The sequence below is a fragment of the Polaribacter irgensii 23-P genome, assembly GCF_000153225.1.
GTDB classification, from domain to species: Bacteria; Bacteroidota; Bacteroidia; order Flavobacteriales; family Flavobacteriaceae; genus Polaribacter; species Polaribacter irgensii.
In genome coordinates, this window is sequence record NZ_CH724148.1 from 2,322,971 (window position 1) to 2,348,178 (window position 25,208).

Below are 25,208 nucleotides of genomic sequence, written 5' to 3' on the forward strand. Positions count from 1 at the left end.
AGAAACTAAACGAACTTTTACTTTATGAGAGATGATTTTACCACAAAAACAAAAGATATAATGGCAAAACGAGTGGGTTTCACTTGTAGCAATCCAGAATGCCAAATGCTCACAGTTGGACCTAATAGTGATGAAAACAAAAACACGAGTATTGGAGTAGCTGCACATATAACAGCAGCATCAAAAAAAGGCCCCCGATATGATGAAAATTTATCTTCGAAAGAAAGACAAGGAATTACCAATGGTGTCTGGCTTTGTCAAAGCTGTTCTGTTTTAATTGACAGAGATACTGGAAAATTTTCGATAGAATTATTGAAAAAATGGAGAGACAATGCAGAAAAAAAAGCCTCAGAAAGATTAAACACACAGTTGGGTAAAGGGGCTATGTTTGTTGATAATAAAGATATGGAAAGTATTAAACCGAATGGCTACTATGAAAAAGAATTTAATGGACAAAAAGTAAAATATTTCTTAGATGGCAAATTTCTTCACGTTGAACATGAACAGGCTGCAGGAATTATCGCATATTACGTTATGGACGAAGCAGGTAATATTGTTGAGCATAAATGGCCTTTTCCACTTGAACAATATGAATTAATAATTCAGCCAGACTTAATTCTCAAAGTTGTTCCCGAAATTCTTACTAATGGTTTACGAAAAGAAACTGTTTACATGAAATGGGGAAAAGTTGCTGTAATAATTCGAAATAGTCAAAAACAACTTGTACACTTTCATGTTGAAAAGGGGTTTACAATTAATCATGTTGAAAAGAAAATATGGATTAATCCTCCAGAATTTAATTAAATACGTTTGCTAACACCGTATAAAATTAATTGCTAGTTCTTGCTTACTTACGAAAATCCTCACGGATTTTCTATTCACTTTGTATTTACTAAATTAGTTGCTTAATCAACGCAAAAAATCTTATACAAACACGTTGGTAGCCATTTGACCACAGAAAGAGCAATTTAAAAACCATCCAATTTACGGAATCTCGAAGAAGAGAAAATAAAATTATAAATTGACTCTTAAAAAAGTGAATAATGAAAACCAACAGGTCTAAAAAGTGCGGAATAGTCCGCTTGTCGAATTACGAAGACCTAAAAGATGTATAGTTTGACAACTTAACCGTTAAAAACAATAACGATGAAAAATGTATTTTTTGCACTAGCCTTTATGCTAGTAGGAACGTTTGCTTTTGCAAACAACAATTTAGAAGCAACATCTGAGAATGTTGAAAAATTAGTATCAATTGATGATGCTATTTTTAATGATTTTAATTTCAAGTCATTAAATATTGATTTACTTAGTTTTACTTCTTCGGATGAAGTAGTAAATGACTTAACCTCGATGAACATATTTCAAGCAGATAATATTGAAGTTGAAGTTTTTGATTATTGGGTAAGATACTGTATTTACAGAAACGGTAGAAAATATTGTACTGAATGGGAATACGTTATTGAGCTTGAAGAAGTAGTAATATACGGCTAACTAATACTTAAATTTTTTATTATTTTCTAGGTGGTCTTAATTAAGACCACTTAGATTATTACTTAAACATAAAAAAATGGAAAAAAATATTTTATTTATTATCTTCTTTGCAATATTCTCAAGTGTGAATGGGCAAGAAAATAATATATGTGGAAAAATTGAATATACATACACAACGAATTTGGATTATGTAAATCAAGAAAAATATGAGTTATATTTTAATAGAAAATTCTCTTACTCAAAAGAAATAGATATAACAAGTAGTGCAAATGAAAAATATCAAGAGGATAAACAGATGGGCACTCAAGTAAATATAGTTGTTGGCAGAAAAAATACAATTAGCAAGTTTTATTATAATTCAATAAAGTCTTTTTATTTTAGAGAGAACTTCTTTGATGAAGTGATATTAGTAAAAGAAGAAAAACTTACAAAATCTTGGAAATTACATTCAGAAACCAAAAAATTATCTAATTTTTTATGCAAAAAAGCAACAATACGCTTTAGAGGTAGAGATTACATAGCATGGTATACAGAAGAAATTCCTGTACCATACGGCCCATGGAAATTAAGAAATCTACCTGGAATAATTTTAGAATTTTATGATACTGAAAAAGTGTTTCATGTTGTTGCAAATAAAATTAAAGTAGGTAAAGATAATTGTTTATTTAAGTTTGATGAAAAGGAGTTAGAAAAAGCTATTAGTTTAGACGCTTACTTGATTAAAAAAGAAGAGTTGATTGATAATATGTTTGCTGAAATGTCAGCAAGAAGACCAAAAGGGTCTAAGCCATTTAAAAGAGATAAAAATTGTGATGATTGTAATAAAGATATAGAGGTATTTGATGATAAAAATTAGACTATTAATTATCTTAGTATTTTTATGTAATTCTATTTTAGCGCAAAATGTTATAAAAGGATTGACAAGCGATTTAACAAAAAAGCCTATTCCATTTGTTAGTATTACAGTCAAAGATGCTTTAAATAATAACATTACATATACTTATTCTAACGAAAACGGAAGTTTTTTTTTAAAACTTAACAAAAGTGGGAAATATAAAATACTATTTTCTTCAATGGGTTTTAAAGCTAAAACAATTCCTTTAATTTTTAATATTGATGAAGAAGACTTTTTTTTAAATATTTCTTTAGAAATGGAATCATTTGAATTAGATGAAATCATCATTAATTCAGAAAGGATTATAAAAATAAAAAAAGATACTGTAGAAGTAAAGGTTAGTAAGTTTTTAAGTAGTAATGATGCTACAGTAGAAGATTTGCTAAAAAAAATACCAGGCATTACTGTTGACAGCGAAGGAACTATTAAAATAGGAAATCAAGAAATTGAAAAGCTAATGATAGATGGTGATGATTTTTTTGAGCGTGGATATAAAATATTGTCTAAAAACATGCCACCAGATCAATTAGAAAAAATACAAATTTTACAAAAATATTCTAATAATAGGCTATTAAACAATATTGAAGAAAGTGACAAAGTTGCTTTAAATTTGGTTTTAAAAGACGATGCAAAAAGACAATGGTTTGGCAATGTATCTCTTGGACTTGATTTGCTTTCAGCAAACAGATACCATCTAAAAACTTACATGATGAATTTCGGAAAAAAGAATAAATATATTCTTTTATCTAATTTTAATAATATTGGTTATGATGCTACAGGCGACATCAATCATCTCATAAAACCTTTAAGATTTGATGAGAATGCAAACATTGGAGACAATCAAAGTATGAACTCTATTATGAACCTATCCCCTAACCAACTAAGTTTCAAAAAAAGTAGAACAAATTTCAACAACGCTGAGCTAGTATCGCTAAACGCTATATTTAACCCAACCGAAAAAATAAAAATAAAAACACTAGGTTTTTTTAATTGGGATGAAATTGACTTTTTTAGAAACAGCATTGATGTTACAAACGTAAATGGCACAAATTTCACCAATACCCAAGATTTTGAGTTGCACAATAAAAATAGAGTTGCTTTTGGTAAAGTAGATTTTATTTATAACATTTCTAATACCAAAATGTTAGAGGCTACAACAAAATATAACAATGGAGATTTTAACGACATTTCTAATTTAATTTTTAATGGTAATTCCACCATTGAAAACCTACAACACCAAAACACACTTTTTGACCAAAAAATAAGCTATACCAATAAGTTTAAGGACAAAAAAGTGTTTATACTCACAGGTCGTTATATAGATGAAAAATCACCCCAAAATTATACTATAAATCAATTCTTTTATCAAGATTTATTTCCTTCTTTTAGTAATGCAAATAATGTATCGCAACAAAGCACAAATCAAATGCAATTTTCAGGTATTAATGCACATTTACTAGACCGTAAGTCAAACGGTAATTTATTAGAACTTCAAATTGGTAATGAATTCAGAAAAGATAAATTATCAACTACATTTTCACTTTTACAAGATGATTTAGTGTTAGACAATCCAAATGATTATCAAAACCAAACAGCTTACCAAGTAAACGATTTGTATCTTAAAACTAAATACCACTTAAAAATTAATGGTTTTAGTATTGTAGGAAAACTAAATATTCATCAACTATTTAATCGCTTAGAAAATAATGACTTATCTAATAATCAAAGCCCCTTTTTTATAAACCCAAGTTTAGGTTTTGACTGGGAAATTAATGATAATAACAAAATTATATCTTCCTATTCGTACAACACCACCAATGCAAGAACTATAGATGTATTTAGTAATTTTGTATTAACAGGATTCCGTTCATTTTTAAAAGGAACAGGAAATTTTAATCAATTAAATGCTTCTAGTTTGGTTTTTAACTACCAGCTTGGTAATTGGAACGATCGCTTTTTTGCAAACACATTTATTCTATATAGTAAAAATCACGATTTCTTTTCTACAAACTCAACGATAAATCAAAACTTTACTTTGGCTGAAAAAATATTGATTAAAGACCGTGAGTTTATAAGTATAAATTCTAAACTCGATTATTATATTAAATTTATTTCCTCTAATTTAAAGTTAAAATTGGGTTATACTAAAAGCGAATTTAAGAATATAGTAAACAACTCAGCTTTAAGACAAATAACATCTAATAACAATAGTTACGGTCTTGAACTGCGTTCTGGTTTTAAAGGTTTCTTCAACTACCATATTGGCACAAAATGGACAACAACAGAGATAGAAACTACCATAAATAATTCATTTACAAATAATGTTAGTTTTGTAGATTTATCCTTTGTGTTTAATAAGAAAATTGATTTTCAATTACAATCAGAACGCTATTATTTTGGAAATTTACAATCTGATAATACTTATTACTTCTTAGATTTTGATGCGAGATATAAACTCATTGAAAACAAATTGACTTTGGGTATTACTGGAAAAAACCTATTCAATACTGAAAGATTTAGAAATTTCTCAATAAGCGACATCGGAACATCGGCAACGGAATATAGATTATTGCCAAGATTTGTGCTATTAAAATTGGAATACAGATTTTGACATTAGAACGGAATAAAAAACGGCTACCAACAATCTGTATAATTAATGGCTACAAAGAGTAAGCCTTAAAGTTAAGTTCTTTTTATAAAATTTATTGCTTACCGAAAGTAATAGCATTTTAACACGCCACTAACCATACAGTCAACGTTGCCTTTAATTGTAAAAAACAGAAAGAAGAATAAAAATTGAATAAAAAAGAAAAGGATTTATGAAAAAAACCTACTTCAGCTTAACCGGGTTTATTATTTTAATATCAATAAACTATATTTTAAGTAATTATACAGAACAAGATATAACAGAAAATCTAAATAATATTGATTTTTATAAGATTATTAAGCAAAGTTTACAACCACAATTAGTCTTTCTATTAATTATATTTTTCTCCAGAGAAAACATCAAAGCTCCTATTTTTTCTATGTTCATGTTTGGGTATATAATTATTGAACTTATTTTAAGGTATTTCAATGGAAAAGAAATAATTGAATATAATTATGCAATTGGAATGGCATTAGGAATAATATTAGTTTTCGTAATTGAATCATTAAAAGAAAAATTTATTATCAAAGGAAAACAAATAAAGAATGATAATTAACCGGTGCAATTGAAAATCAAAACGTTGAATAAAGAATAAACCAAAAACAACTAAAAGGCAACACCTTATAAAATAATTGATGGTTTAAGCTTACTTACGAAAGTCCAAACAGACTTTATTGGTTCGTATTTTATTTAACGAATTAATCACCTGTATAGTTGTCTCAAAGTAGAAAACAAGAACACTTCCCTCCCCATCCACTCTAAAATAAAAAAAACACGCCACTTTAAAGCAACTGCAAAGGTATACCGTATTTACAGGGATACCCAAATCATACCATTTTCAGGGATTGACACGAATACTATTTTAATGTAGTTTTGTTTTAAAAGCGATTATTGAAACAGTTTGCTTTTAAATCATTATCCAATAGATAAAAGGAGCAGCTCGTTCTGTAAAAACTTTTAAAGTTAGGAGTTTTTCTTTTAATAATTTGAAGCTGAAAAGAAAAACATAAAAACGCATAAAGTTCCGCATATCCCCCCAATATGGAGTCTTATGCGGATAAAAGGTAAGCCTATATACAAGTTGGTAGCCATTTGACGACAATATTGCGTTAAAGTTAGATGTTCATAAATAAGAAAAGTTGTACATTGAAACAACAATAGTCACTCGCTTAAAGAGATTTGAACATTAAGAGTAAACAAAATAGTAGAATTGAATGAATACCAAAAAGGGGAATAATTCCCAAACCAACTTTTTAAAAGTTGAGTAATTTCATAAATAACTAAAAAATTATGAAGAATTTATTTTTAACATTAGTATTTGTATTAGGAACTGCGACAAGTTTTGCAGGAAGTAATGTTGTAGCTGAAGAAGATGCAGGATGTATTCACGTAACACTTTCTTGTGGTGGTGAATATGATGTTTGTAACTTCAAAGGAACTACAAAACAATTAATTAAATCTGTTTTAGTTAATGATGACGCAGTATGCGCTGACTAATATTAATTACAGAGGGGCATTTAATGTCCCTCTGTTTAAATTTCAAAAAAAATGAAAAAAATATTATTAATTTTTACAACTTTAATAAGTATTACTACTTATGCACAAAATAATCTCAACTATAAATTAATTGCAAAATATAACTATCAGAAACAAATTGACTCGACTGATGAAAAATCTAAAATAAATCTAGAAAATTACAGTCTCTACTTAAATGAAGATAATTCCTTATTTGTAAGTGATAATAGAATAAGGTTGGACACAATTTTAAACAATGCAAATTTTAGTGATTTAGATAAATTAAGGTCATTACCTAAGCCCTCTTCGAATAAAAGAATTTTCAAAAGTACTAGTTCTAAAAAAATCACCATTTATGATGAGTTTTATGATAATATTTATATGTATAATGATACTGTAAATATGAAGTGGAAAATTACTAACATTTATGATACACTAAATAATATGAAGGTAAGAAGAGCTGAAACGAAATTTAGGGGTAGAAATTATATAGCTTGGTATACTTCTGAGATACCAATATCTGATGGGCCATATAAATTTAGAGGGCTTCCTGGTTTGATAATTAAAATATATGACTCTAAGAAAGAAATTAACTATTCATTAATAGGTTTGGAAAAATATAAAAAAAGTAAATCATTAAACAATAACTACGATAATGAAGCATTATCAGTATCAAAAAGTGAGTATACAAAAATTAAAAAAAACTTTAAACAAAACCCTATTCCATATATGGAAAGTCAAGGTGCTGTTTTTTCAGAAGAAACCAAAAGGATTATTCGTGAAAAATTTAGAAAAAGGAATGAAAAAACAAACAACCCAATCGAGCTAAAAGAAAACGATGAATGAAACAAATTTTATTAATGTTTTCGGTTTGCATCTTTTCAATAAATAGCTTTTGTCAAACTAATATTATTGGTAATTTAAAAACCAAAAAAAACAAACCTATTTCTGGAGCAAGTGTAACTATAACCGTTGTAAAAACAAACGACATCTTAAATTATGCTATTTCAGATAACAAAGGTTATTTTTCAATTTCAGTAAATAGTAAAGTAGAACAACTACAACTCAATATTAGGTCAATGGGTTTTAAATCAATTGTAAAAATAATTGATAACAAAACCCAAACCTCAAATTTTGTCTTAGAAGAACAAATAACCGAACTTAAAGAAATTGTTATTAAAAACAGTCCAATAACTCGCAAAGGTGATACTATTAATTATTCTGTTAATGTGTTTACAAAACAAGAGGATAGAACTATTGCAGATGTGCTTAAAAATATGCCAGGAATTGAGGTGTTAGATGATGGTAAGATATTATACCAAGGCAAACCCATAAACAAATATTATATTGAAGGCTTAGATTTGTTAGAAGGTAAATACAACCTTGCAAACAGCAACTTACCACACAAAGAGGTTGTAAAAGTACAAGTCTTAGAAAATCATCAACCTATACGATTATTGGATAGTTTAGTGTATTCTGACCAAGCAGCTATAAATATTAAACTTAAAAATAGTTATACGTTTACTGGACAAGCCGAAGTTGGCGCAGGTTTAAGTCCATTACTTTGGGATACTAATGTTACACCAATGCTTTTTTCTAAAAAAAGGCAAATGCTAACTTCGTATCAAACCAACAATACTGGTAATAATGTTGTAAAACAATTAAAAACATTAACTATTGATGAGCTGTTAGAACAGTTTGAGCGCAACGATGAAAAACAAGATTGGCTCGGTATTCAGCAATTAGCAGTACCCAATTTTTCGGAACAGCGATGGTTAGATAATAACATTCATTTAATCACAACAAACTATTTACAAAAACTTAAAAACGATTACGAATTGCGTTTAAATGTATCTTATCTAAACGATTGTCAACAACAAAATGGTTTTACAGACACGCAGTTTTTTACCGCAAACGATACGATTGCTCTATTTGAAAACAAATACAATCAACTCAATACAAACACTTTAGAAACCAACCTAACACTTCAAAAAAATACCTATAAAAACTTCCTAAAAAACAGTTTACAATTTCAAGGTTTTTGGGATAGTCAACGTGGTAATATTCAATTGAATACAAATACTATTAATCAAAATTTAAGTAACCGTTATTTTAAATTATCAAATAATCTTAAAACCTTATTTCCGTTAGGTAAACAAATAGTAACTCTTAATTCCTACATTGGTTTTAATAAAACACCACAATCATTAGTTGTAAATCCTGGCCAATTTAACGATTTACTAAATGACACTAATGATTATGACCAAGTAAGGCAAAATATAGAGTTACAAACATTTTACACCAACAATTCAGTAGCGTTTACAAAAGGTTGGAAACAATTTAGTTTTAGTCCAAAGTTGGGTATTCAGTTTGAAAAACAGAATTTAAAAAGTGCTATTTTAACTTCTGAAAATACAACTAATAACTTTAAAAACAATTTAGATTGGACACGTTCAAAACTGTATTTCAACCTACAAACGCAATACAAAAAGGATAAATGGCGCATAGAATTAACAACACCAGTTAATTTGCATAATTACCAATTAGAAGACAAACTTTTACAGAAAGGACAAAATTTAAATTGTGTAACTTTTGAACCTAGATTGTCTTTAAATTACGACCTCACATCCTTTTGGCGTATTGGCTCATCTGCAAACCTTAGCAACCAATTTGGGACTATAAATCAAGTGCATTACAATTATATTCTACAAAATTATAGAAGTTTACAACGTATAGATGCACCATTACCCGAAATGCAAAATATTGGTTATTCGGCATCATTAGGTTATCGAAATCCTATAAAATCTCTCTTTTTTAGTTTAATATATAGTAATACAAAAACCTACAATAATTTGCTCTACAATAATCAAATTTTGGACAATGGCGCAACGGAATTACAAGCCATTGTTCAAGACAATAACCGTTTTAGTCATAATATAATGACTAGAGCAAGTAAATACTTTAGTGATTTTGATACCAATCTTACATTAAGTGCCAATTATAGTTTACAAGATTTTCAACAAATATTAAATAGTGAAACCACAGATATTTCAAATCATAATTGGCGTTTTAGCGGTAAAATTGATACAGATATTACAGATTGGTTAAATACAGAATTAGAATCTGTTTTTCAGTTTTCAAACAATGAAACCCAAGGACAAAACAATCAGAAAATTACACAACAATTTCATAAATTCAACATAAACATTTACCCAAAAGAGAATCAATATTTAGGATTAAAAACTGAATATATAAAGAATAATTTATTTGCAGAAAATACCGAAAATTTATTTGCAGATTTAGTGTATCGCTATACATGGAAAAAGAAAAATATAGATTTTGAATTGCAATGGAGTAACATTTTAAACACCAACAATTACCGAACTGTAAACATTAATAATTTTAGTTACATTGAAACCAATTTTAATTTAAGACCAACACAAATATTATTTAATGTGAGATTTCCACTATGAACAAAAGAAAGGAATAAAAAACGGCTACCAACACCGTATATAGTTTATTGCTATTACTTGCTTTACCAGAGATAATTTATTATTTGTTAGTTTTGTGTTTAATCCGAAAAATTAGTGTTTATTTATACGCAACAAACCATATACAAACACGTTGCCAGTAATTTATGAAACACACTCCGGAAATATTAAATGCAGAAGGAATTCGGCAATGGAATTTAATTAAAAAAGACTTCATTAAAAGCCCTCTTCTTTTAGGTAACGGATTCAGTCTGAATTTTAGCTCAAAACTACTATATAGGAATCTATATGAAAACTATATAAAAAACTGCCCAGGCGAAATAACAAGCTTATTTAAAGAATTTGTTTCTTATAATTTTGAGATAATTTTAGAACATCTTGAATCAACCGAAAGAGTCTGTAAAGCTTTAAATATTAATCACGATAGAATCTCGAAAAACAAGAACTTAATTAAGCAAGGTCTAATAGATTCTATAAATAGAATTCATCCGACACCTGACCAAATCAAACTCGAACAAATTCAAAAAGTTGCAGAACAAATAAAAGAATTTGACCAGATTTTTACGACTAATTACGACCTATTCTCATATTATCTAATTTTAGAAAGTAAAAAATTCGGAGACTATTTTTATTACGAAAATTATGACGATAATCGTTTCAAACTTTTTAATTCTGGAGATGAGCAAAATAATAATCACATATATTATTTACACGGAGCTCTTTTTCTTTTTGATAAATCAATAAATACTTTAAAGATTAAAAGAGATGAAAATTGGTTAATAGAAGTTATAACAAAAGAAATAACAAGCGATAATTATCCCTTATTTATAAGTGAAGGAACTTACAAAATGAAATTGAAAGCTATTCAATCTAATAATTACCTGTCTTATTGTTTTAGACATTTAAAAGAAAATAAAAGTAAAAAAATGGTCATTTTTGGACAATCTCTGAGTAATCAAGATTTACATATTGTTCAAGCAATTGACAATAATTATGAAAAAATAGCATACGGAATAAGAATTACTGAAAGTAAAAAAATGAACGAAATAAAAGCTGAATTGAGTAGAGTTCGTTCTCTGTTCAAGAATACTGAAATTGAGTTTTTTGATTCAAGTACATTATTTGATTTTGAATAAAAAACTACTGGCAACACCGTGTATAATTAATTGCTTGGTTTGGGTCTACTTACGAAAGTCCTCGCGGACTTTCTATCTGTGATTTATTTACTTACTTTAGTGCTTAAAACACGCAACTAATCATACACAAACACGTTATGTGCAATAAGAAAAAAAATAAATAAATGAGTAGTTTTCTTAACTTAGACCTTGATAAAAACATAAAATTTAATTTATTAAGCAAGCATATAATTTTTGGATTATTCTGGGTTATTGGAATATCAATTACTATATTTAGAGTGGACACATATTTTTTAGGTTTTTTCGAAGAAAATTTGAAATGGATTGGGAAGAACATAATGTTAACATACTTCATCAGTCTAACTATTTATTTTTTCTATACAAAATGGTATTATTTTATTGCCTTATTATTTTATCCAATATTATTAATATTTTGGTTTATTCCAAAAACAGTTCTAAGTATTGGTAAGATTTATCTTTTGGGAAATTATATCGAATCCATTTATAGCAAATTATCAAACCTAAAAGTTTTTGCTTTCAATTTTTTCTTTTTTCTAATATCATTAATAATACTATTCTCAAATCAAGAAATATGGGCGAGATGGATATTTATATGTTGTATTTCTTATTTCTATCTAGTCTTTGCTTTTCGCTTTATCAAAAAATCGTTTAAACAACCTACAATTTTTTGTCACAATCTTGAATCAACTTTTGAAGCACTAAATAGTAGTAGAAAATCTAATAATTCGGTTATAATAAATTCATTAGTTATTCAAAAAGATGACTCTAAACTAGGTATAGAATTAAGAAGGAATAAACAAATAAAAAGAGCAATAATGACAAAATATGCTTCTGAATTATTTGCCAGTAAATTAAACAGTTATCAAGGAAAGCAAGCATATATTGTATCTTGGATTTATGGATCTTTTGTATTTCTTGTTTACTCCCTTATTTTTTTTAGTTTACTAAACTTTCAATTACATTTCATCGATGCAAATAACTTTGAATATACTGGAACTCATCCACAATTTGATTTCTTTTATTACACCTTAAAAACTATTACTTTTGGAGACATTGAGATAATTAAACCAATATCAATAATCGCAAGAATAAGCGAAATTTTTTCTTTTTTTATTATTGGTATATTTATTATGGTTATTGTTGTTTCTATCTTTTTGTCTATGAATCAAGAGAAAGTGAAAGAAAATATAAAATTAACAACAGAACTTATTGAAAACGAAAACATATCACTAATTGAGTTTCTGAAAACAGAATATAATGTAGAGATTGAAAATGCCTTATCTGAAATAAAAAATATTGAATATTCACTTCAAAACTTAAAGAAAAATATTGATAGTATATTCTAAAGAACTGCACATAACACCGTATATAATTTATCGCTAATTCTAGCCTATTTATGAAAGTTCTCGCGTACTTTCTTGGTCGGTAATTATTTACTAAATTAGTTGCTTAAAACACGCAACAAACTATATACAACAACGTTACCCAACATTAAAAAAAGTAAATCATTAGAATTTAAACCGAACAGAAAACTTAAAAAACAGATATGAAATTTTACACTTCGATACCTGAAAGCTTGAAACCATTTTATAAAGTGGAATTGGATAAATACCGAACTGAATGCTCAAATGGAAATTTAAATATTGCTTGGAATCATCTGGAAAGAGCACACATAATCGGACAAAAATATCCTTACGCTCATACTTTTGTACATTGGAAAATGTTACAATTCGGAATTAAAATCAAAAACGGAAAAGAAGTTATGGGACAAATTCCACGTCTGATTTTTGGAGGTGTGAAATCTTTTGTTGGAAAAATTCCAGTTGGAAATCCTGGAGGAGCAAATGTTCCGCCTTTAAAACCATTTCCGATTGAAAAAGAGTTGAAAAATATTTTTACGAAAGCAGGAATTAAATTAAGCTGAAAACAAAAAACGTTGGGTAACACCGTGTATAATTAATTGCTGGCAAATCGCTTACTTACGAAAGTCCAAACGGACTTTCTTGGTTCGTGTATTATTTACTAAATTAGTGTCTTAAAACACGCAACTAACCATACACAAAAACGTTATATGCAAGCTACCACTAAAACCACCTATGAGTTACAACCATCAACCAATAACTGAAAAAGAAAAGGAATTATGGTTTCGAGCGGAAATGAATAAAAGACAATTTGAAGCAATTGGATATCGTCTAATTAATTCTGACATAGAAAACGAAATTATAAATAATCAATATTACCTTAAAATTTCTAAATCTGCGAATTATTCAAATATAGAAGTTGTTCAATGGCTAAAAAATTCTTGGAATACTGAAAGAATTTTATTTCAGAATTTAGATATTATTGCTAATACTCAACAAGCATTTTGTATGCAATGGGCATTTCCGCAAGCATATTATGCAGTTTTCGGTAATATAATAGCTATGTTAAAGCTATAGGTTATACAGAAACGTCCCATACAGCAGTTTTGAAAAAATATGCAACCATAATGACTGAAAATAAGCTTCCTGAATCCATAAGCATATGTTGTGTTGGAATTGAAAAAAACTTTGATTATCACAATATAGTTTTACCTCAAAATATTGAAAGTCATATGGAATTAGATACTACCAACCCTGAAACAATTGATCATCATATTTGCCAGTTTTTAAGGGCAACACGAAAATTAAGACTAAAAGAAAAAGCACCAAAAATGAATTTCAAAACTAAAAGTGGTACAAAAAGAAAAAGTTTAAATCAAAATAATTGGACACAAGTCTCTAATTCAATTGGAGCGACAAGCTTAATGGACTTTCTTTATCGCAAAAGAATTAAAGGAAATTATCAAGATATTGAAACTTATAACTGTCCTTACTTCGATGGAGAAAGCGTACTTAAGAATTTAATAAATGTAGTCGATAGATTAAATCTTGCTAATGAATCATATATAGCGAAAGCTATTGGTTTTAAAAATTATAAAAATATAGCTGACAATCATATTGGAAAAGTCGAAAACAAATTATTAGGAAAAAGAATTAGAATTATAGAACAATTAGAAAAAGCCTGCATATAACATCGTATATAATTTATTGCTAGTCCTCGCCTACTTACGAAAATCCTTGCGGATTTTCTATTTGGTTTGTATTTGCTAAATTAGTTGCTTAACCACGCAACAAACCATATACCAAACGTTAGATTTAATTAAAAAAAACATGAAAATAGGAATTATGAAAACAAAAAACATTTTAATTGGAATTTTATCTCTGTTAACTTTCGCTTCTTATGCACAAACAGTGAAGAAAAATATAACTGAAACTAAAAGTGCAATAACGGAATTTTTAATAGAAACTAACAATATTGAAGAATTGAAGAGTTTTGATTGGAGTATGGTCGCGGAAATGTTCCAAGAAAATGACGAGAATCAAGAAATAACTTTAGGTTTTTCATATGTTAATAAATCTGAAATTGACAAAACGAAAGTTAGAGTAGATAATTTTGAATTTAAAGTGACTGGGAAAACATCTAATTTAAAGAACCTGACTTCAAAATTAAGAAGAACTTTTGAAAAGCTATCTGAATTAGATGGAAAAAACAAAAACTAAAGCTAACACCGTATATAATTTATTGCTGGTTTTAGCCTATTTACGAAAGTCCAAACGGACTTTCTATCTGTATAATATGTCTACTAACTTTAGTGGTTAAAACACGCAACTAACCTTATACAAACACGTTGGGCATAATTTGAACAAACACCTATGAAAGAAAAAATAGAGTCTCTAATTCAAGAAGCAACAGAACACAATTTTGAGAAAAATAGCTATTCCGAATCTGGACTTGGGACTTTTAGTAGAGCTGGAGTTGAAATGCAATCTTGGGTTGCTGAATGTGAAGACTTTATTCTAAGTAATTATGGAAAAAACAGTGCGCCTTGGAGAATTTTCGAAAGATTTGACATAAGACATCTGAACGATTATCATGCTCACGAGTTTGAATTGGAAAAAACCAAATTAGTAAGTGCGTTAACAGCTTGTTTAAGAATTACACCTAAAGAAAAGAAAAAACAAATTGCGACACAAGAACTTGATTTGACTAAAGTTTTTATTGTTCACGGACACGATGATTTACTAAAAAATGAAGTAGCAAGATTTATTGAAAAACTTGGTTTAAAAGCAATTATCCTTCACGAACAAGCAAGTTCTGGGAATACTATAATTGAAAAAATTGAAGAAAATTCAAATGTTGGATTTGGAATAGTTCTTTACACTCCTTGCGATATTGGAACAAAGAAAGAAGAAAATCCTAATATGCAACCAAGAGCAAGACAAAACGTAGTTTTTGAACACGGTTATCTAATTGGTAAAATTGGAAGAAGAAACGTTTGTGCATTGGTAAAAGGAAATGTTGAAAAGCCAAATGATATTTCAGGAGTTGTTTATGTTTCAACTCAAGAAGAATGGAGACTGAGTTTAGCAAAGGAACTTAGAAATAGCGGATATGATATTGATATGAATTTAGTAATTTAAAAAACTATGCCCAACACCGTATAAAATTAATTGCTGGCTTTTAGATTATTTACGAAATTTAGTGCTTAAAACACGCAACTAACCTTATACCAAACGTTGTGCCTAATTGTGACAAACAGAACTTCCATTCAATAACTTAACGTAACAAATCTAAAATTATAGATTTGTAAAATGGAATTAAAAAGTATTACGAGGAAACTATAACTTTTATTTAAACCAAAACTATTTTGAAATTTATTTATTATTTACTTGTCCTACTCATATTAGCTGTCTCATGTAACAATTCAGAAAAAAAGGCTAGTGCTGCAAACCTTGAAAGTAAAAAAAATGAAAAAATTGATTTTCTTACTGTGATTCCTAAAACAGAAATTAAATCTCCTATTTTAATTACAACTGAAAAAAACTTTAATCATTTAAAAGGTTACAAAAATATATTGCACAATAAATCCGATACCTTAAGAATCAAAATTCAACCTTACCAGTTTATCAAAGTTCATAATAAATATGAATACGTTGATAGTTTGATTGTGAAACAAGGGGACACATTATTATTAAGCTTTGCAAAGGACACATTAATAAAAGAAATTCAAAACAAGTCAAAAAGTTTTGCAGAAAAGCTTGATTATAGAACAGTAATTGATACATCTTTCTCAAATTATTTAGACGCTTTTATAAATAATTATTATTCTTTTGACCACAAAAACTCAGTAGAATTTAAAATGAATTTTTCAAAAATAAGATTCTATAGAGCAAGAGCAAATAAAGACATAATCAAAAATGAAAATCAAGTTGCTAACTTTATAACAAAATATGACAGTCTCTTGGTTGAATATAAAATGGAAACAAATAGAATCTTTGGTGATTCTAGGAAAAATGTATATCAGGATTTGTTTTTAAAAAAAAGGTTTATAGATATATCTATGGTTTATAGATTAACAAAAAAAACTAAATTAAAAGATTATTTATCGTCTGATAATTTTTTAAACAGTCTATCAAATTCGACAGAACAGTACAGTATATTAAAGACAATTTTATTTGATATCATATATTTAAATAAGGCCGATAAATCACGTTCAAAAACGGTTTATAATATTTCAGAAATATATGAAGATCTTCCAAATAAAATCTCAAGAAACGATTTGGTAAAAAAGTCTAGAATAATTTGTTTAGAAGAAATGATTGAACAAGGAAATCCTTTAGACGAAGTAGTTCAGTTATTTGATAAGTTCAATTTGGAGTATTCAGATTCAGATTTTCAAAATTATTTTCAAACAAAACATTTAATTGGCTTAAAGAAAAAGTATAACTCATCTACCGAGTTAAATTTATTAGATTCTAATGGACAAACAATAAGTTTCAATGATTTGAAAAATAATTTAAAAGGTAATGTGATTTATGTAGATTTTTGGGCTAGTTGGTGTGCACCTTGTAGAAAAGCTATGCCAGCTTCAAAAAAAACACTGAATGAATTGCATGGGAAAGAGAAAGTTGCATTTATTTATTTATCTATAGATAAGGATAATGAAGCTTGGAGAAATGCATCTAGAGTTGAAGGTATAGAATCGCATAAGCATAGTTATTTAATTCTTAATCCAGATGAATCTAAATTTATGCACGATTTAAAGGTTAAGGAAATTCCAAGATATATGATTTTTGATACAAATGGCAAGTTGGTAGAGGATAATGCTCCTGGTCCAACTAGCAAAAAGATAAAAGAAACTCTTCTAAAATATAAAATCAAGTAATTTCAAGAATAGTTTAACTGCGCCTGATTTAGTTTCAAAAATTATAGAAGCTTATTTCTCAATTAAAATATTTAATAAAAAACTACCTTTTCGAAAATGAACCAAAAATGGAATGGATTGAAAATATTCGGAAGTTAATTAACTAGACACAACACCGTATAAAATTAATTGCTGGCAAATCGCTTATTTACAAAAGTCCAAACGGACTTTCTTGGTTCGTGGTTTATTTAATAAATTAATCACTTGTATAGTTGTCTCAAAGTAGAAAACAAGATCACTTCCCTCCCAATCTATTCTAAAATAAAAAAAACACGCCACGATAGAACAACTGCAAAGGTATATCCTATTTACAGGGATACCCAAATCCTACCATTTTCAGGGATTGACACGAATGCTATTTTAATGTAGTTTTGTTTCAAAAGAAACTATTGAAAAAGTTTGCTTTTATATCGTTATCCGATAGATAAAAGGAGCCGTTCAGTCTGTAAAAACTTTTAAAGTTAGGAGTTTTTCTTTTAATAATTTAACGCTGAAAAGAAAAACATCAAAACGCATAAAGTTCCGCATATCCGCCCCAATATAGAAACTAATACGGATAATAGGTAAGAGTATAAACACGTTACAGACAATTAAATACAGATAAATCAAATGAAAAAAATTTTACTCTTCCTTAATCTATTAATTATTTCAAGCATTTCTTTTTCTCAACAGAACCTTAATGGCAATTGGCAGGGAATATCTGATGATAAAAGATATGTATTTCGCTTTACAAATGAAACCTCATTTTTGGATACACCAGATGAGGGATGGATGAATTTTCCAATAAGCAACCTTACAAAAGACTCGGATTCATTTAGTATGGAATTACCACATATAAGTGCGAGCTACAAAGGGAAATTTGTTGACGAAAAAAAAATCGAGGGAACTTTCAACTATCAAGGCAAGGAATTTAAGCTTGATATTGAACGTGTTTCAAGTATTCCCAGAATTCCGAAATCTGTATTCAAACAAAAAGAAAGTAGTGATAATCAACCGATAAAAAAGGCTTCTTTTGAGGAAACCAATATTGATCCAACGGATTTAAAAGTAGTTATTGATGAGGCTCGTAGATATCAATATTTGCACAGTCTTTTAATTGTAAAAAACGGGAAACTTATTTCGGAAAACTATTTTGGAGACCTAGACCAAAATACAATGTTCAATATTAAATCAATCAATAAAAGCATTCTCTCTGCTCTTATTGGAATTGCTATTAAAGAAGGTTTTATAAAAAATGTAAATGAACTCGTTTTAGATATTTTAAATGATGTGACAATTAAAAATGATGTCACAGCTAAAAAAGAACTCACAATCAAACACCTACTTACAATGCAATCTGGTCTTGATTATTCTGAAAACAGGTACCCTTTTGGAAGTGATCCCGTATTTAATAGCGACAATTGGGTAGAGGCTACTTTAAATCTACCATTAAAGAATAAACCAGGAACCATTAAAAATTACGCCACGCCAAATACACATTTGTTATCGGCAATATTAACCAAACGGACTAAAATGAGTACGCTAGAGTTTGCCAACAAATACCTCTTCAAACCACTAGGTATTGAAGGAGCCTATTGGTCAAAGGATCCAAACGGTATTCATTTCGGAGGTTCAGAGATGCATCTAACATCCATTGATTTAGCAAAATTCGGGCTGCTCTATTTAAACAACGGAAAATATAATGGACAACAAATTATTACTGAAGATTGGATTAAAGAATCTATGAAAAACTATGTAAAAAAGGAGAATATAAAATGGTATGAGACGTATGGCTATTTATGGTATCCAAGACCGTTTGGAAAACACAGCACGTATCAAGCGTCAGGTGTTGGAGGTCAATTTTTAATTATCCTTCCCAAGCATGAGTTAATCATTATAACAACAGCAAATGCTAATTCCATGGTTGGTACTACAGAAAATGAAAGAAACCTTTCAGACTTTATTATCAATAAAGTAATCCCTGTATCAATAAATGAATAAAAAGGCTGTAACAATATATAAAAATAATAGCCTAAACAGTAGTAAATATCAACATTGTAGCCCGCATAACATTTAGAAGTAATTTGAATTTTTCTACTTCCGAAACGTCTACTATTCCTACACCAAACGTTGTAGGGCATTTAAAAAATGACAAAATCGTGTTTTCAATTATTGGTCCCAGGATAATTTATCTGTAATTAAATGAAAACAAAGAAATTTTTTAGGTTAATTTAAAAAATATTTCCACCATTTAGTTTAAAACTATTTAAGAATACTGAAAGAATTGCTTTATTAAACGAGTTGTGAAAGGCGATAATATATTAATAAAAAAAAACAGTTCATTTACGCACTTAAAAATGGTTGCATGATATGAAAAAGAAATGCTTTCCGTTTAGCATATTCTACTTATTTTCAATCTCAAAAAAATTTTATTTATTTAAAACTAATAATTAATTAATCTTTCTTCTTATAGGGTCCTATTTTATAAATAATCATTAACCCGCCTCTATAGATTAAAACTTCTCCACTGCCATTAAATGGTCTATAGTTTTCTGATCCTATATCAGTTCGATTCAATCCGTTGTATCCCTTATAATGAGACATTGCATATCCTCCACCAATAAACAATTCTAAAGAAAATCGCTTGTTAAGAAGTTTTTTATAACCAACAGTTAATCCATGAAAAACAGAACGTCCCGACCGAAATGCCCCATCTGGATCTTCTGTCGTAGAATATCTTGGAGAAATTATAAGATCATAAGGTTTTTGAATGGTAAACATCCCATACCCCAGATGCGCTCCAATAAACCACTCACTAATATTTGAATTACTATAAAGTCGGTACTCTAAAAAAGTTTGATTTATTTGAAATGGAGCACCGTCTACACTATCCCAAAAAGAGCCGAGTACATCTAATTGTATACTTGCATTTTTTCCTACTTGAAACTCTAAACCAACATTGGGAATTCCAGCAACTAAAGTTGCAATATTTGTTTTTAATTCTACTTGCGCCAAAATACTCTTTGTAAACAATATAAAAAATATTGGTAATATTAAATTTTTCATTTTTTTCGGCTAAAGTAATAAATTCCTTGATTATCTGCTATTTTACTTAACAGCATTTATATTTTAAAGATCGGTGTTGATTTAATAAGCTAAATAGAAACTAATTTAATACAAATTACCATCTTTATCTGAATACCCAACAGAAGTTAAAACAACTGTAACAAAAATGATATATCCACTATTTTAATATTAATTATTTTAAGCCTAAAATCGAACTTATTCTTTATTTACTAATTGAAATACATAGTTTTAAATAATGAGTATTTTGATATATTGGTGTATTCTGAGGGTTGCCTACCTGAATTTTTTAACTGGTTTTCAATACCTAACCTACATGTAAGCCTACCTTAAATAAGCTCTTTTAAACTGCTATGAACATATAAAAATATAAGTGATTACTAAATTTAAGAGGTGTTACAATATTACCTATCAAGTTGTAACATAATTAAGTTATTTTTATACTACTCTATATGTACTTAGGAAAATCGTGTATTTATTCCTTTATTTAAAACAGAACTTCTGAAAAATGCGCAAGCTAACTGAAATGATTTGGAAGGTTTGAACTATATACTAAATTCAAATAGGTTTACAAATACTTAAATAATAATTGTGCTGGTGTAAGTCTGTTTCTTTGACAGCGATTAACCATTTCACTATTTTAAACATGTACTCCTGTTGCATTTTGAAAAAGTGTTTTGCTGAAAAATCGCACACCGCTTTTACTGCAGTTAATACTTGCAATTTTGTTAGTGTAAAACTGCTTTCTCCCAATTTTATTTTTGATTTAAATATCCCGATATAGTGTTAATATTAAAATGCTCACTTAGGCCATTTATAATTTATTGCTGCCTTAACTGCCTTTTTTCGAAAGTCCTAACATACTTTCGAAGATCTTATCTTAGACCTAAAAAATAACCAGTTAAAACACACAACTAACTTGACAAAACAGCGGGGTATCCACTTTAAGAAAATCAATTTATTAGTGGTGCTTTCAGTCCAAGTTTTTTCGTATAATCAAAACTAAATTCTCGCGAGAACAAAAAATTACATTGTTAAAGTTTCTTTACACTTGCTACTTCCAGTCTTAGAAACAAACACGGACAAAATAATTCAAGAATAAAAAATCAGCTATTCAAAAATTATATTTTAGATTAATTATCAATTATTTGGGTAGTCCAAAATGATTAAATATAATTGTCGGAAAATCAATTTAAAATTTATTCAAAGTAAAAAACGCCAAAAATTAGCGCACACTTAATCCAAAGTAATATTATAATTCACAAATTACCTATATAATTCAACGTTAAAAATTATAAGAATAGAAACCTTAAAGTATATTTTAGAAATAGTAATGGTGTTTGTGTTGTGTGGTATAAATATCAATGTAAATAAAAAAAAATTGAATTCAATCTTAACAACCATTCTTAAATTGAAAGCTCTGTAGTAAATTTTGATACCTCAAGTGCCTTTGAACTTCCAAATATCCTGAAATTAAATACAATCCTTTTTGACTCTAAAATTGAAAAAAAACTGACGCAACAATACTGCAGAACTTCTTGGGACTATCGCATCAACCCTAGTAAAGGAGTACAAATCTCTTTTTCAAAAGAAAAAAACGAGTTAAGCTTTAGCATTTTGTTGATAACAAAAATATTAAAACAGTGATTTTCTAATTTTAAAACGAAATCAAATGATACTTAAACTTAATAATAATTTTGTTTTCCTTGGACAATAAGGCGCGTTCAAACGCATCAAACAGAAAAAACAGCGTCAACAATGCTCAAGTAAAATTAATATGTAGTGAAATGATGCCACAATTAGAATGTATACTTTAAACTATTAAACATAATCTAATAACAGTATTGTAGTAGTTCCTTAAATAGTTTTATTAAAAATCTTGTGATGCCGATTGTGATAAAAAAAAAGCTACAGTACAATATAAAATTAGCTACTAATTTTTAAACCGTTCACCAAAGTACAACAGACTTTCTCAATTGTTTTTTTTCATTAAATCAACTTTTTTAAAACAGTCAACGAACCTGATATAAAAAAGTTTCTCAGAAAATCTACTTATTGAATAGGCGGAAAATAAATTTTTAATACACTAAAATCGCTGTGCATTCACAAATCAAAATAAAATATAACAACAAACCCAAACCAAACGTAAGAAGAGCATTTGATTCGGCTTTTAAGAATTAAATAATCAAAAGAAAAATGGTATAAAATAAAATAAGTGGAAAGCTTAAGCACCCCACTTATTTTATTACCTATTCTTTATGATATGTAACGTTTTAATCTATAATCGTAATTGTGCCATACATCGAGCCATGAAACTCACAATTGTAATACAATGTGTTCGGTGCGTCAGCAGGTACAGTAAATGTAATTTTCCCAGATTGAGCCCCGTTGTTTTCCACGCCTTTATTGTATGCTCTTGCCGTACCAGTTCCTGGCGTTGTATTGATATAAAATGGATGTCCCGATACATTCAATTCGAACGTATATGAATTTCCCCGTTTAAGCGTAAAATTTGGATTGCTAGCGTTAGAAAGTCCTTCTCCATTAAAGATATACGCTGAAGCTCCCGTGTTAGTTACCTTATATGTCGGTGATTCCACACCTGTGTTTACATTCACGCCAATATTTCCCTGAGCAACAATAGTAGACAATTCCTGTGCACTTAAATGCACATTTATATAACCATTAAAAGCAAGTAATCCTTGATACGAAATGGATGTGCCATCATCCAGGGCTGTGAAGGTCGTTGTGCTTTTCCCTGTATCACCGTTTACTGCTTCAAGAGATATCGCAATACCACCGCCTTCTGCAGCCGTATTAAAATGAATATGTGCAGGGTGCATTCCACCCATAGGTGTATTTTGTAAATCTAATTCAACTGCTAATGTAGCATCGCTGTAGCTAATAAGTTTGGCGGTACCAGAAATTCCAAAATCACCCTTTGTTTCTAAAGTATAGACTTTAGAATTGAGTTCAGATATTTGTGGTATTACTTCATCTTCGCTACTGCAGCTAGCAAAAAGAAAAGGAATCATTATTAATAATGCCAATAAATTTTTGTTTAAATATTTCATGATTTGTGTCTTTTTTTAAATACTACATAAATATACGAAAAATATTTATTTTGTTTAACAAATTAACTATTTGTTTAGACAGTATTATGAAATAATTATGAACTTTATTGTGACTTAACGAAAAATGCCGTCAAAATAGGGTCGTTTTTAGCCTTTCATCATAATTAACTAAAACCGATATCGAACAAGTTAACAGCTGTTATTTGCCTCGCTCTATAAGAAAGACGCTTTTCGAGTTATTATTTATTTATAAATAGATAGAACTCTTCCACAATTAAATTTAAACTAGCACACGCTTCAACACAACTTCAAATTCAAAAAAGTGCTGTGTAAAAAAATGTTATAAAAATGCTAAAGTTAATTTGAAAAACAATGAATTTAGCAAATAAAAATTTTGGCGCTTAGGGAATGACCCACGAACTGTTTTCGAGGATTATTTTATTTAATTTTGATATTCGTTAAGAGATACGATGTCATCATTTAGATACTTTTTCTATTTAAATCATATATTCTAACAAACTCGAAATGTTATTTGCACTATCAAATCTATTTGGAAAAGTGAAAATTTTGAACTGAGGAAAAAACGATAAAATTGATTGAAGACATGTAACAAATATTACAGCAAGATTTCTTAAAGATAATTCATATTACAACATGGGAATTCTTTTTAAGAATAAAATAGCACTATCCTTAAAAGAATCCTCTTGAAGCGTGTTTTTAAAAAAAGTATCTGCCAAAAAGAATCCAATTAATTGCTGCCTTTTTTTTTAAAAATCTCAGTTACACATCAAACCACATAAAATATTGCGGGATACTATTGGCGTGCGATGAAGACAATTACGGAACCTGACGCACTAAATCTAGATGCTTCACGCTCTATCCATGTATCCGATTATAAAAATTCACATGAAATTTATAAGCAACAAATTGCACTAAACAAAACACGTTTAGTTTTCTTCACAATGGAGCCGAAGAGGTTTATTTTGATAATTCTGCACACGCAATAGACAATTCAAAGTTTCCATTCCTAAAATCTAGAAACTGTTTGGTGACTAAGAAAAATTTCCAAAGAATCACGTCACTATAGAAGGCTTCTCTTTTTCTTTTCTCACGAAGAGAATTTAAAATTAATTAGAAAGTTTGGACTCAAAATATCCACAGACAAAATATGACACTCAACGCACTTCTTTAAAAATAACGGCTTTATTAGTGGCTTTGCTCACAGTCTTTTAGATATTTCTAAACTTTATAAATCTTTTCAAGAAAAGATTCTAAAAACAAAGTTTAAAAAAATCATAGGATGCCTAATATGCTGAAAAGTGTTCATTTTTTGTGCGCGATACTTCATAAAAGGAACTATCAAAGTCAAAGGTTTATTCAAACCGTTGAAAACAATCGGTTCAATACATTAAATATCAAAGTGCTTTCCTTCCTATCAAATACCCCTGTATCAGCCTTCAAAAGAGAGTTTAAGAAATATTTTAAAAATTCTCTAAAGAAATGAGTTCAAAACTAAAGACTTGAATATACTGCTTTTCTGTTAAAAAATCAACGAAGAAGATCTTCTAACATATTTGAGAGAATTGAAT

General features: G+C 28.6%; 19 protein-coding genes. 17 read left to right on the top strand and 2 right to left on the bottom strand.

Translation table 11 applies throughout. The features are described 5' to 3' along the window. The first annotated feature begins 24 nt into the window (after positions 1–24). From PI23P_RS10360 to PI23P_RS10440, 17 genes are all read left to right on the top strand, one after another. On the top strand, positions 25–804 hold the full coding sequence (locus PI23P_RS10360) for a hypothetical protein (RefSeq protein ID WP_004570798.1): 780 nt from the start codon (positions 25–27) through the stop codon (positions 802–804). Between the two features lie 342 nt (positions 805–1,146). After that, positions 1,147–1,491, top strand: coding sequence for a hypothetical protein (locus PI23P_RS10365; protein ID WP_004570799.1), 345 nt, complete (start codon positions 1,147–1,149; stop codon positions 1,489–1,491). A gap of 76 nt (positions 1,492–1,567) precedes the next feature. Next, entirely contained in the window at positions 1,568–2,347 is a 780-nt protein-coding gene (locus tag PI23P_RS10370; protein ID WP_004570800.1) for a GLPGLI family protein, read from the top strand. After that, positions 2,334–4,997, top strand: coding sequence for a carboxypeptidase-like regulatory domain-containing protein (locus PI23P_RS10375; RefSeq protein ID WP_004570801.1), 2,664 nt, complete (start codon positions 2,334–2,336; stop codon positions 4,995–4,997). Before PI23P_RS10370 ends, PI23P_RS10375 begins: the two co-directional genes overlap by 14 nt. Positions 4,998–5,205: 208 nt before the next feature. Further along, positions 5,206–5,589: a hypothetical protein gene (locus tag PI23P_RS10380; RefSeq protein ID WP_004570802.1), complete on the top strand. Its 384-nt coding sequence runs from the start codon at positions 5,206–5,208 to the stop codon at positions 5,587–5,589. 734 nt (positions 5,590–6,323) lie between these two features. Beyond that, entirely contained in the window at positions 6,324–6,530 is a 207-nt protein-coding gene (locus tag PI23P_RS10385; protein ID WP_004570803.1) for a hypothetical protein, read from the top strand. 51 nt (positions 6,531–6,581) lie between these two features. Then, positions 6,582–7,394, top strand: coding sequence for a GLPGLI family protein (locus PI23P_RS10390; protein ID WP_004570804.1), 813 nt, complete (start codon positions 6,582–6,584; stop codon positions 7,392–7,394). Then, positions 7,391–10,021, top strand: coding sequence for a carboxypeptidase-like regulatory domain-containing protein (locus PI23P_RS10395; protein WP_004570805.1), 2,631 nt, complete (start codon positions 7,391–7,393; stop codon positions 10,019–10,021). Before PI23P_RS10390 ends, PI23P_RS10395 begins: the two co-directional genes overlap by 4 nt. A gap of 164 nt (positions 10,022–10,185) precedes the next feature. Then, positions 10,186–11,175 (top strand): DUF4917 family protein, encoded by a 990-nt coding sequence (locus PI23P_RS10400; RefSeq protein ID WP_004570806.1) that lies wholly within the window; start codon positions 10,186–10,188, stop codon positions 11,173–11,175. A 164-nt stretch (positions 11,176–11,339) separates the two neighbouring features. Further along, on the top strand, positions 11,340–12,542 hold the full coding sequence (locus PI23P_RS10405; RefSeq protein WP_004570807.1) for a hypothetical protein: 1,203 nt from the start codon (positions 11,340–11,342) through the stop codon (positions 12,540–12,542). 200 nt (positions 12,543–12,742) lie between these two features. After that, positions 12,743–13,120 (top strand): DUF3703 domain-containing protein, encoded by a 378-nt coding sequence (locus tag PI23P_RS10410; RefSeq protein WP_004570808.1) that lies wholly within the window; start codon positions 12,743–12,745, stop codon positions 13,118–13,120. Between the two features lie 172 nt (positions 13,121–13,292). Continuing rightward, positions 13,293–13,634, top strand: a complete 342-nt coding sequence (locus PI23P_RS10415; protein ID WP_004570809.1) for a hypothetical protein — start codon at positions 13,293–13,295, stop codon at positions 13,632–13,634. A 50-nt stretch (positions 13,635–13,684) separates the two neighbouring features. Further along, positions 13,685–14,248, top strand: a complete 564-nt coding sequence (locus PI23P_RS10420) for a hypothetical protein (protein WP_004570810.1) — start codon at positions 13,685–13,687, stop codon at positions 14,246–14,248. Positions 14,249–14,402: 154 nt separating this feature from the next. After that, positions 14,403–14,777: a hypothetical protein gene (locus PI23P_RS10425; RefSeq protein ID WP_238300022.1), complete on the top strand. Its 375-nt coding sequence runs from the start codon at positions 14,403–14,405 to the stop codon at positions 14,775–14,777. A gap of 153 nt (positions 14,778–14,930) precedes the next feature. Beyond that, positions 14,931–15,698 carry a TIR domain-containing protein gene (locus PI23P_RS10430; RefSeq protein WP_004570812.1) on the top strand — a complete coding sequence of 256 codons (768 nt, stop codon included), beginning with the start codon at positions 14,931–14,933 and terminating at the stop codon, positions 15,696–15,698. Positions 15,699–15,925: 227 nt separating this feature from the next. Then, a complete protein-coding gene (locus tag PI23P_RS10435; RefSeq protein WP_004570813.1) occupies positions 15,926–17,443 on the top strand; it encodes a TlpA family protein disulfide reductase in 1,518 nt (505 codons plus the stop codon). Positions 17,444–18,091: 648 nt separating this feature from the next. Beyond that, positions 18,092–19,462 (top strand): serine hydrolase domain-containing protein, encoded by a 1,371-nt coding sequence (locus PI23P_RS10440; RefSeq protein WP_004570814.1) that lies wholly within the window; start codon positions 18,092–18,094, stop codon positions 19,460–19,462. Between the two features lie 453 nt (positions 19,463–19,915). Here the strand turns inward: PI23P_RS10440 and PI23P_RS10445 are convergent, their stop codons facing one another. Both PI23P_RS10445 and PI23P_RS10455 read right to left on the bottom strand, forming a co-directional pair. Beyond that, positions 19,916–20,527 carry a DUF3575 domain-containing protein gene (locus PI23P_RS10445; RefSeq protein WP_004570815.1) on the bottom strand — a complete coding sequence of 204 codons (612 nt, stop codon included), beginning with the start codon at positions 20,525–20,527 and terminating at the stop codon, positions 19,916–19,918. Positions 20,528–22,818: 2,291 nt separating this feature from the next. Further along, a complete protein-coding gene (locus tag PI23P_RS10455) occupies positions 22,819–23,619 on the bottom strand; it encodes a CHRD domain-containing protein (protein WP_004570817.1) in 801 nt (266 codons plus the stop codon). Positions 23,620–25,208 lie beyond the last annotated feature (1,589 nt).

What these genes read in the sequence shown, in the direction of transcription:
- PI23P_RS10360 (WP_004570798.1), top strand. Translation starts at nt 25, where the DNA reads ATGAGAGATGATTTTACCACAAAAACAAAAGATATAATGGCAAAACGA.
- PI23P_RS10365 (WP_004570799.1), top strand. Translation starts at nt 1,147, where the DNA reads ATGAAAAATGTATTTTTTGCACTAGCCTTTATGCTAGTAGGAACGTTT.
- PI23P_RS10370 (WP_004570800.1), top strand. Translation starts at nt 1,568, where the DNA reads ATGGAAAAAAATATTTTATTTATTATCTTCTTTGCAATATTCTCAAGT.
- PI23P_RS10375 (WP_004570801.1), top strand. Translation starts at nt 2,334, where the DNA reads ATGATAAAAATTAGACTATTAATTATCTTAGTATTTTTATGTAATTCT.
- PI23P_RS10380 (WP_004570802.1), top strand. Translation starts at nt 5,206, where the DNA reads ATGAAAAAAACCTACTTCAGCTTAACCGGGTTTATTATTTTAATATCA.
- PI23P_RS10385 (WP_004570803.1), top strand. Translation starts at nt 6,324, where the DNA reads ATGAAGAATTTATTTTTAACATTAGTATTTGTATTAGGAACTGCGACA.
- PI23P_RS10390 (WP_004570804.1), top strand. Translation starts at nt 6,582, where the DNA reads ATGAAAAAAATATTATTAATTTTTACAACTTTAATAAGTATTACTACT.
- PI23P_RS10395 (WP_004570805.1), top strand. Translation starts at nt 7,391, where the DNA reads ATGAAACAAATTTTATTAATGTTTTCGGTTTGCATCTTTTCAATAAAT.
- PI23P_RS10400 (WP_004570806.1), top strand. Translation starts at nt 10,186, where the DNA reads ATGAAACACACTCCGGAAATATTAAATGCAGAAGGAATTCGGCAATGG.
- PI23P_RS10405 (WP_004570807.1), top strand. Translation starts at nt 11,340, where the DNA reads ATGAGTAGTTTTCTTAACTTAGACCTTGATAAAAACATAAAATTTAAT.
- PI23P_RS10410 (WP_004570808.1), top strand. Translation starts at nt 12,743, where the DNA reads ATGAAATTTTACACTTCGATACCTGAAAGCTTGAAACCATTTTATAAA.
- PI23P_RS10415 (WP_004570809.1), top strand. Translation starts at nt 13,293, where the DNA reads ATGAGTTACAACCATCAACCAATAACTGAAAAAGAAAAGGAATTATGG.
- PI23P_RS10420 (WP_004570810.1), top strand. Translation starts at nt 13,685, where the DNA reads ATGACTGAAAATAAGCTTCCTGAATCCATAAGCATATGTTGTGTTGGA.
- PI23P_RS10425 (WP_238300022.1), top strand. Translation starts at nt 14,403, where the DNA reads ATGAAAACAAAAAACATTTTAATTGGAATTTTATCTCTGTTAACTTTC.
- PI23P_RS10430 (WP_004570812.1), top strand. Translation starts at nt 14,931, where the DNA reads ATGAAAGAAAAAATAGAGTCTCTAATTCAAGAAGCAACAGAACACAAT.
- PI23P_RS10440 (WP_004570814.1), top strand. Translation starts at nt 18,092, where the DNA reads ATGAAAAAAATTTTACTCTTCCTTAATCTATTAATTATTTCAAGCATT.
- PI23P_RS10445 (WP_004570815.1), bottom strand. Translation starts at nt 20,527, where the DNA reads ATGAAAAATTTAATATTACCAATATTTTTTATATTGTTTACAAAGAGT.
- PI23P_RS10455 (WP_004570817.1), bottom strand. Translation starts at nt 23,619, where the DNA reads ATGAAATATTTAAACAAAAATTTATTGGCATTATTAATAATGATTCCT.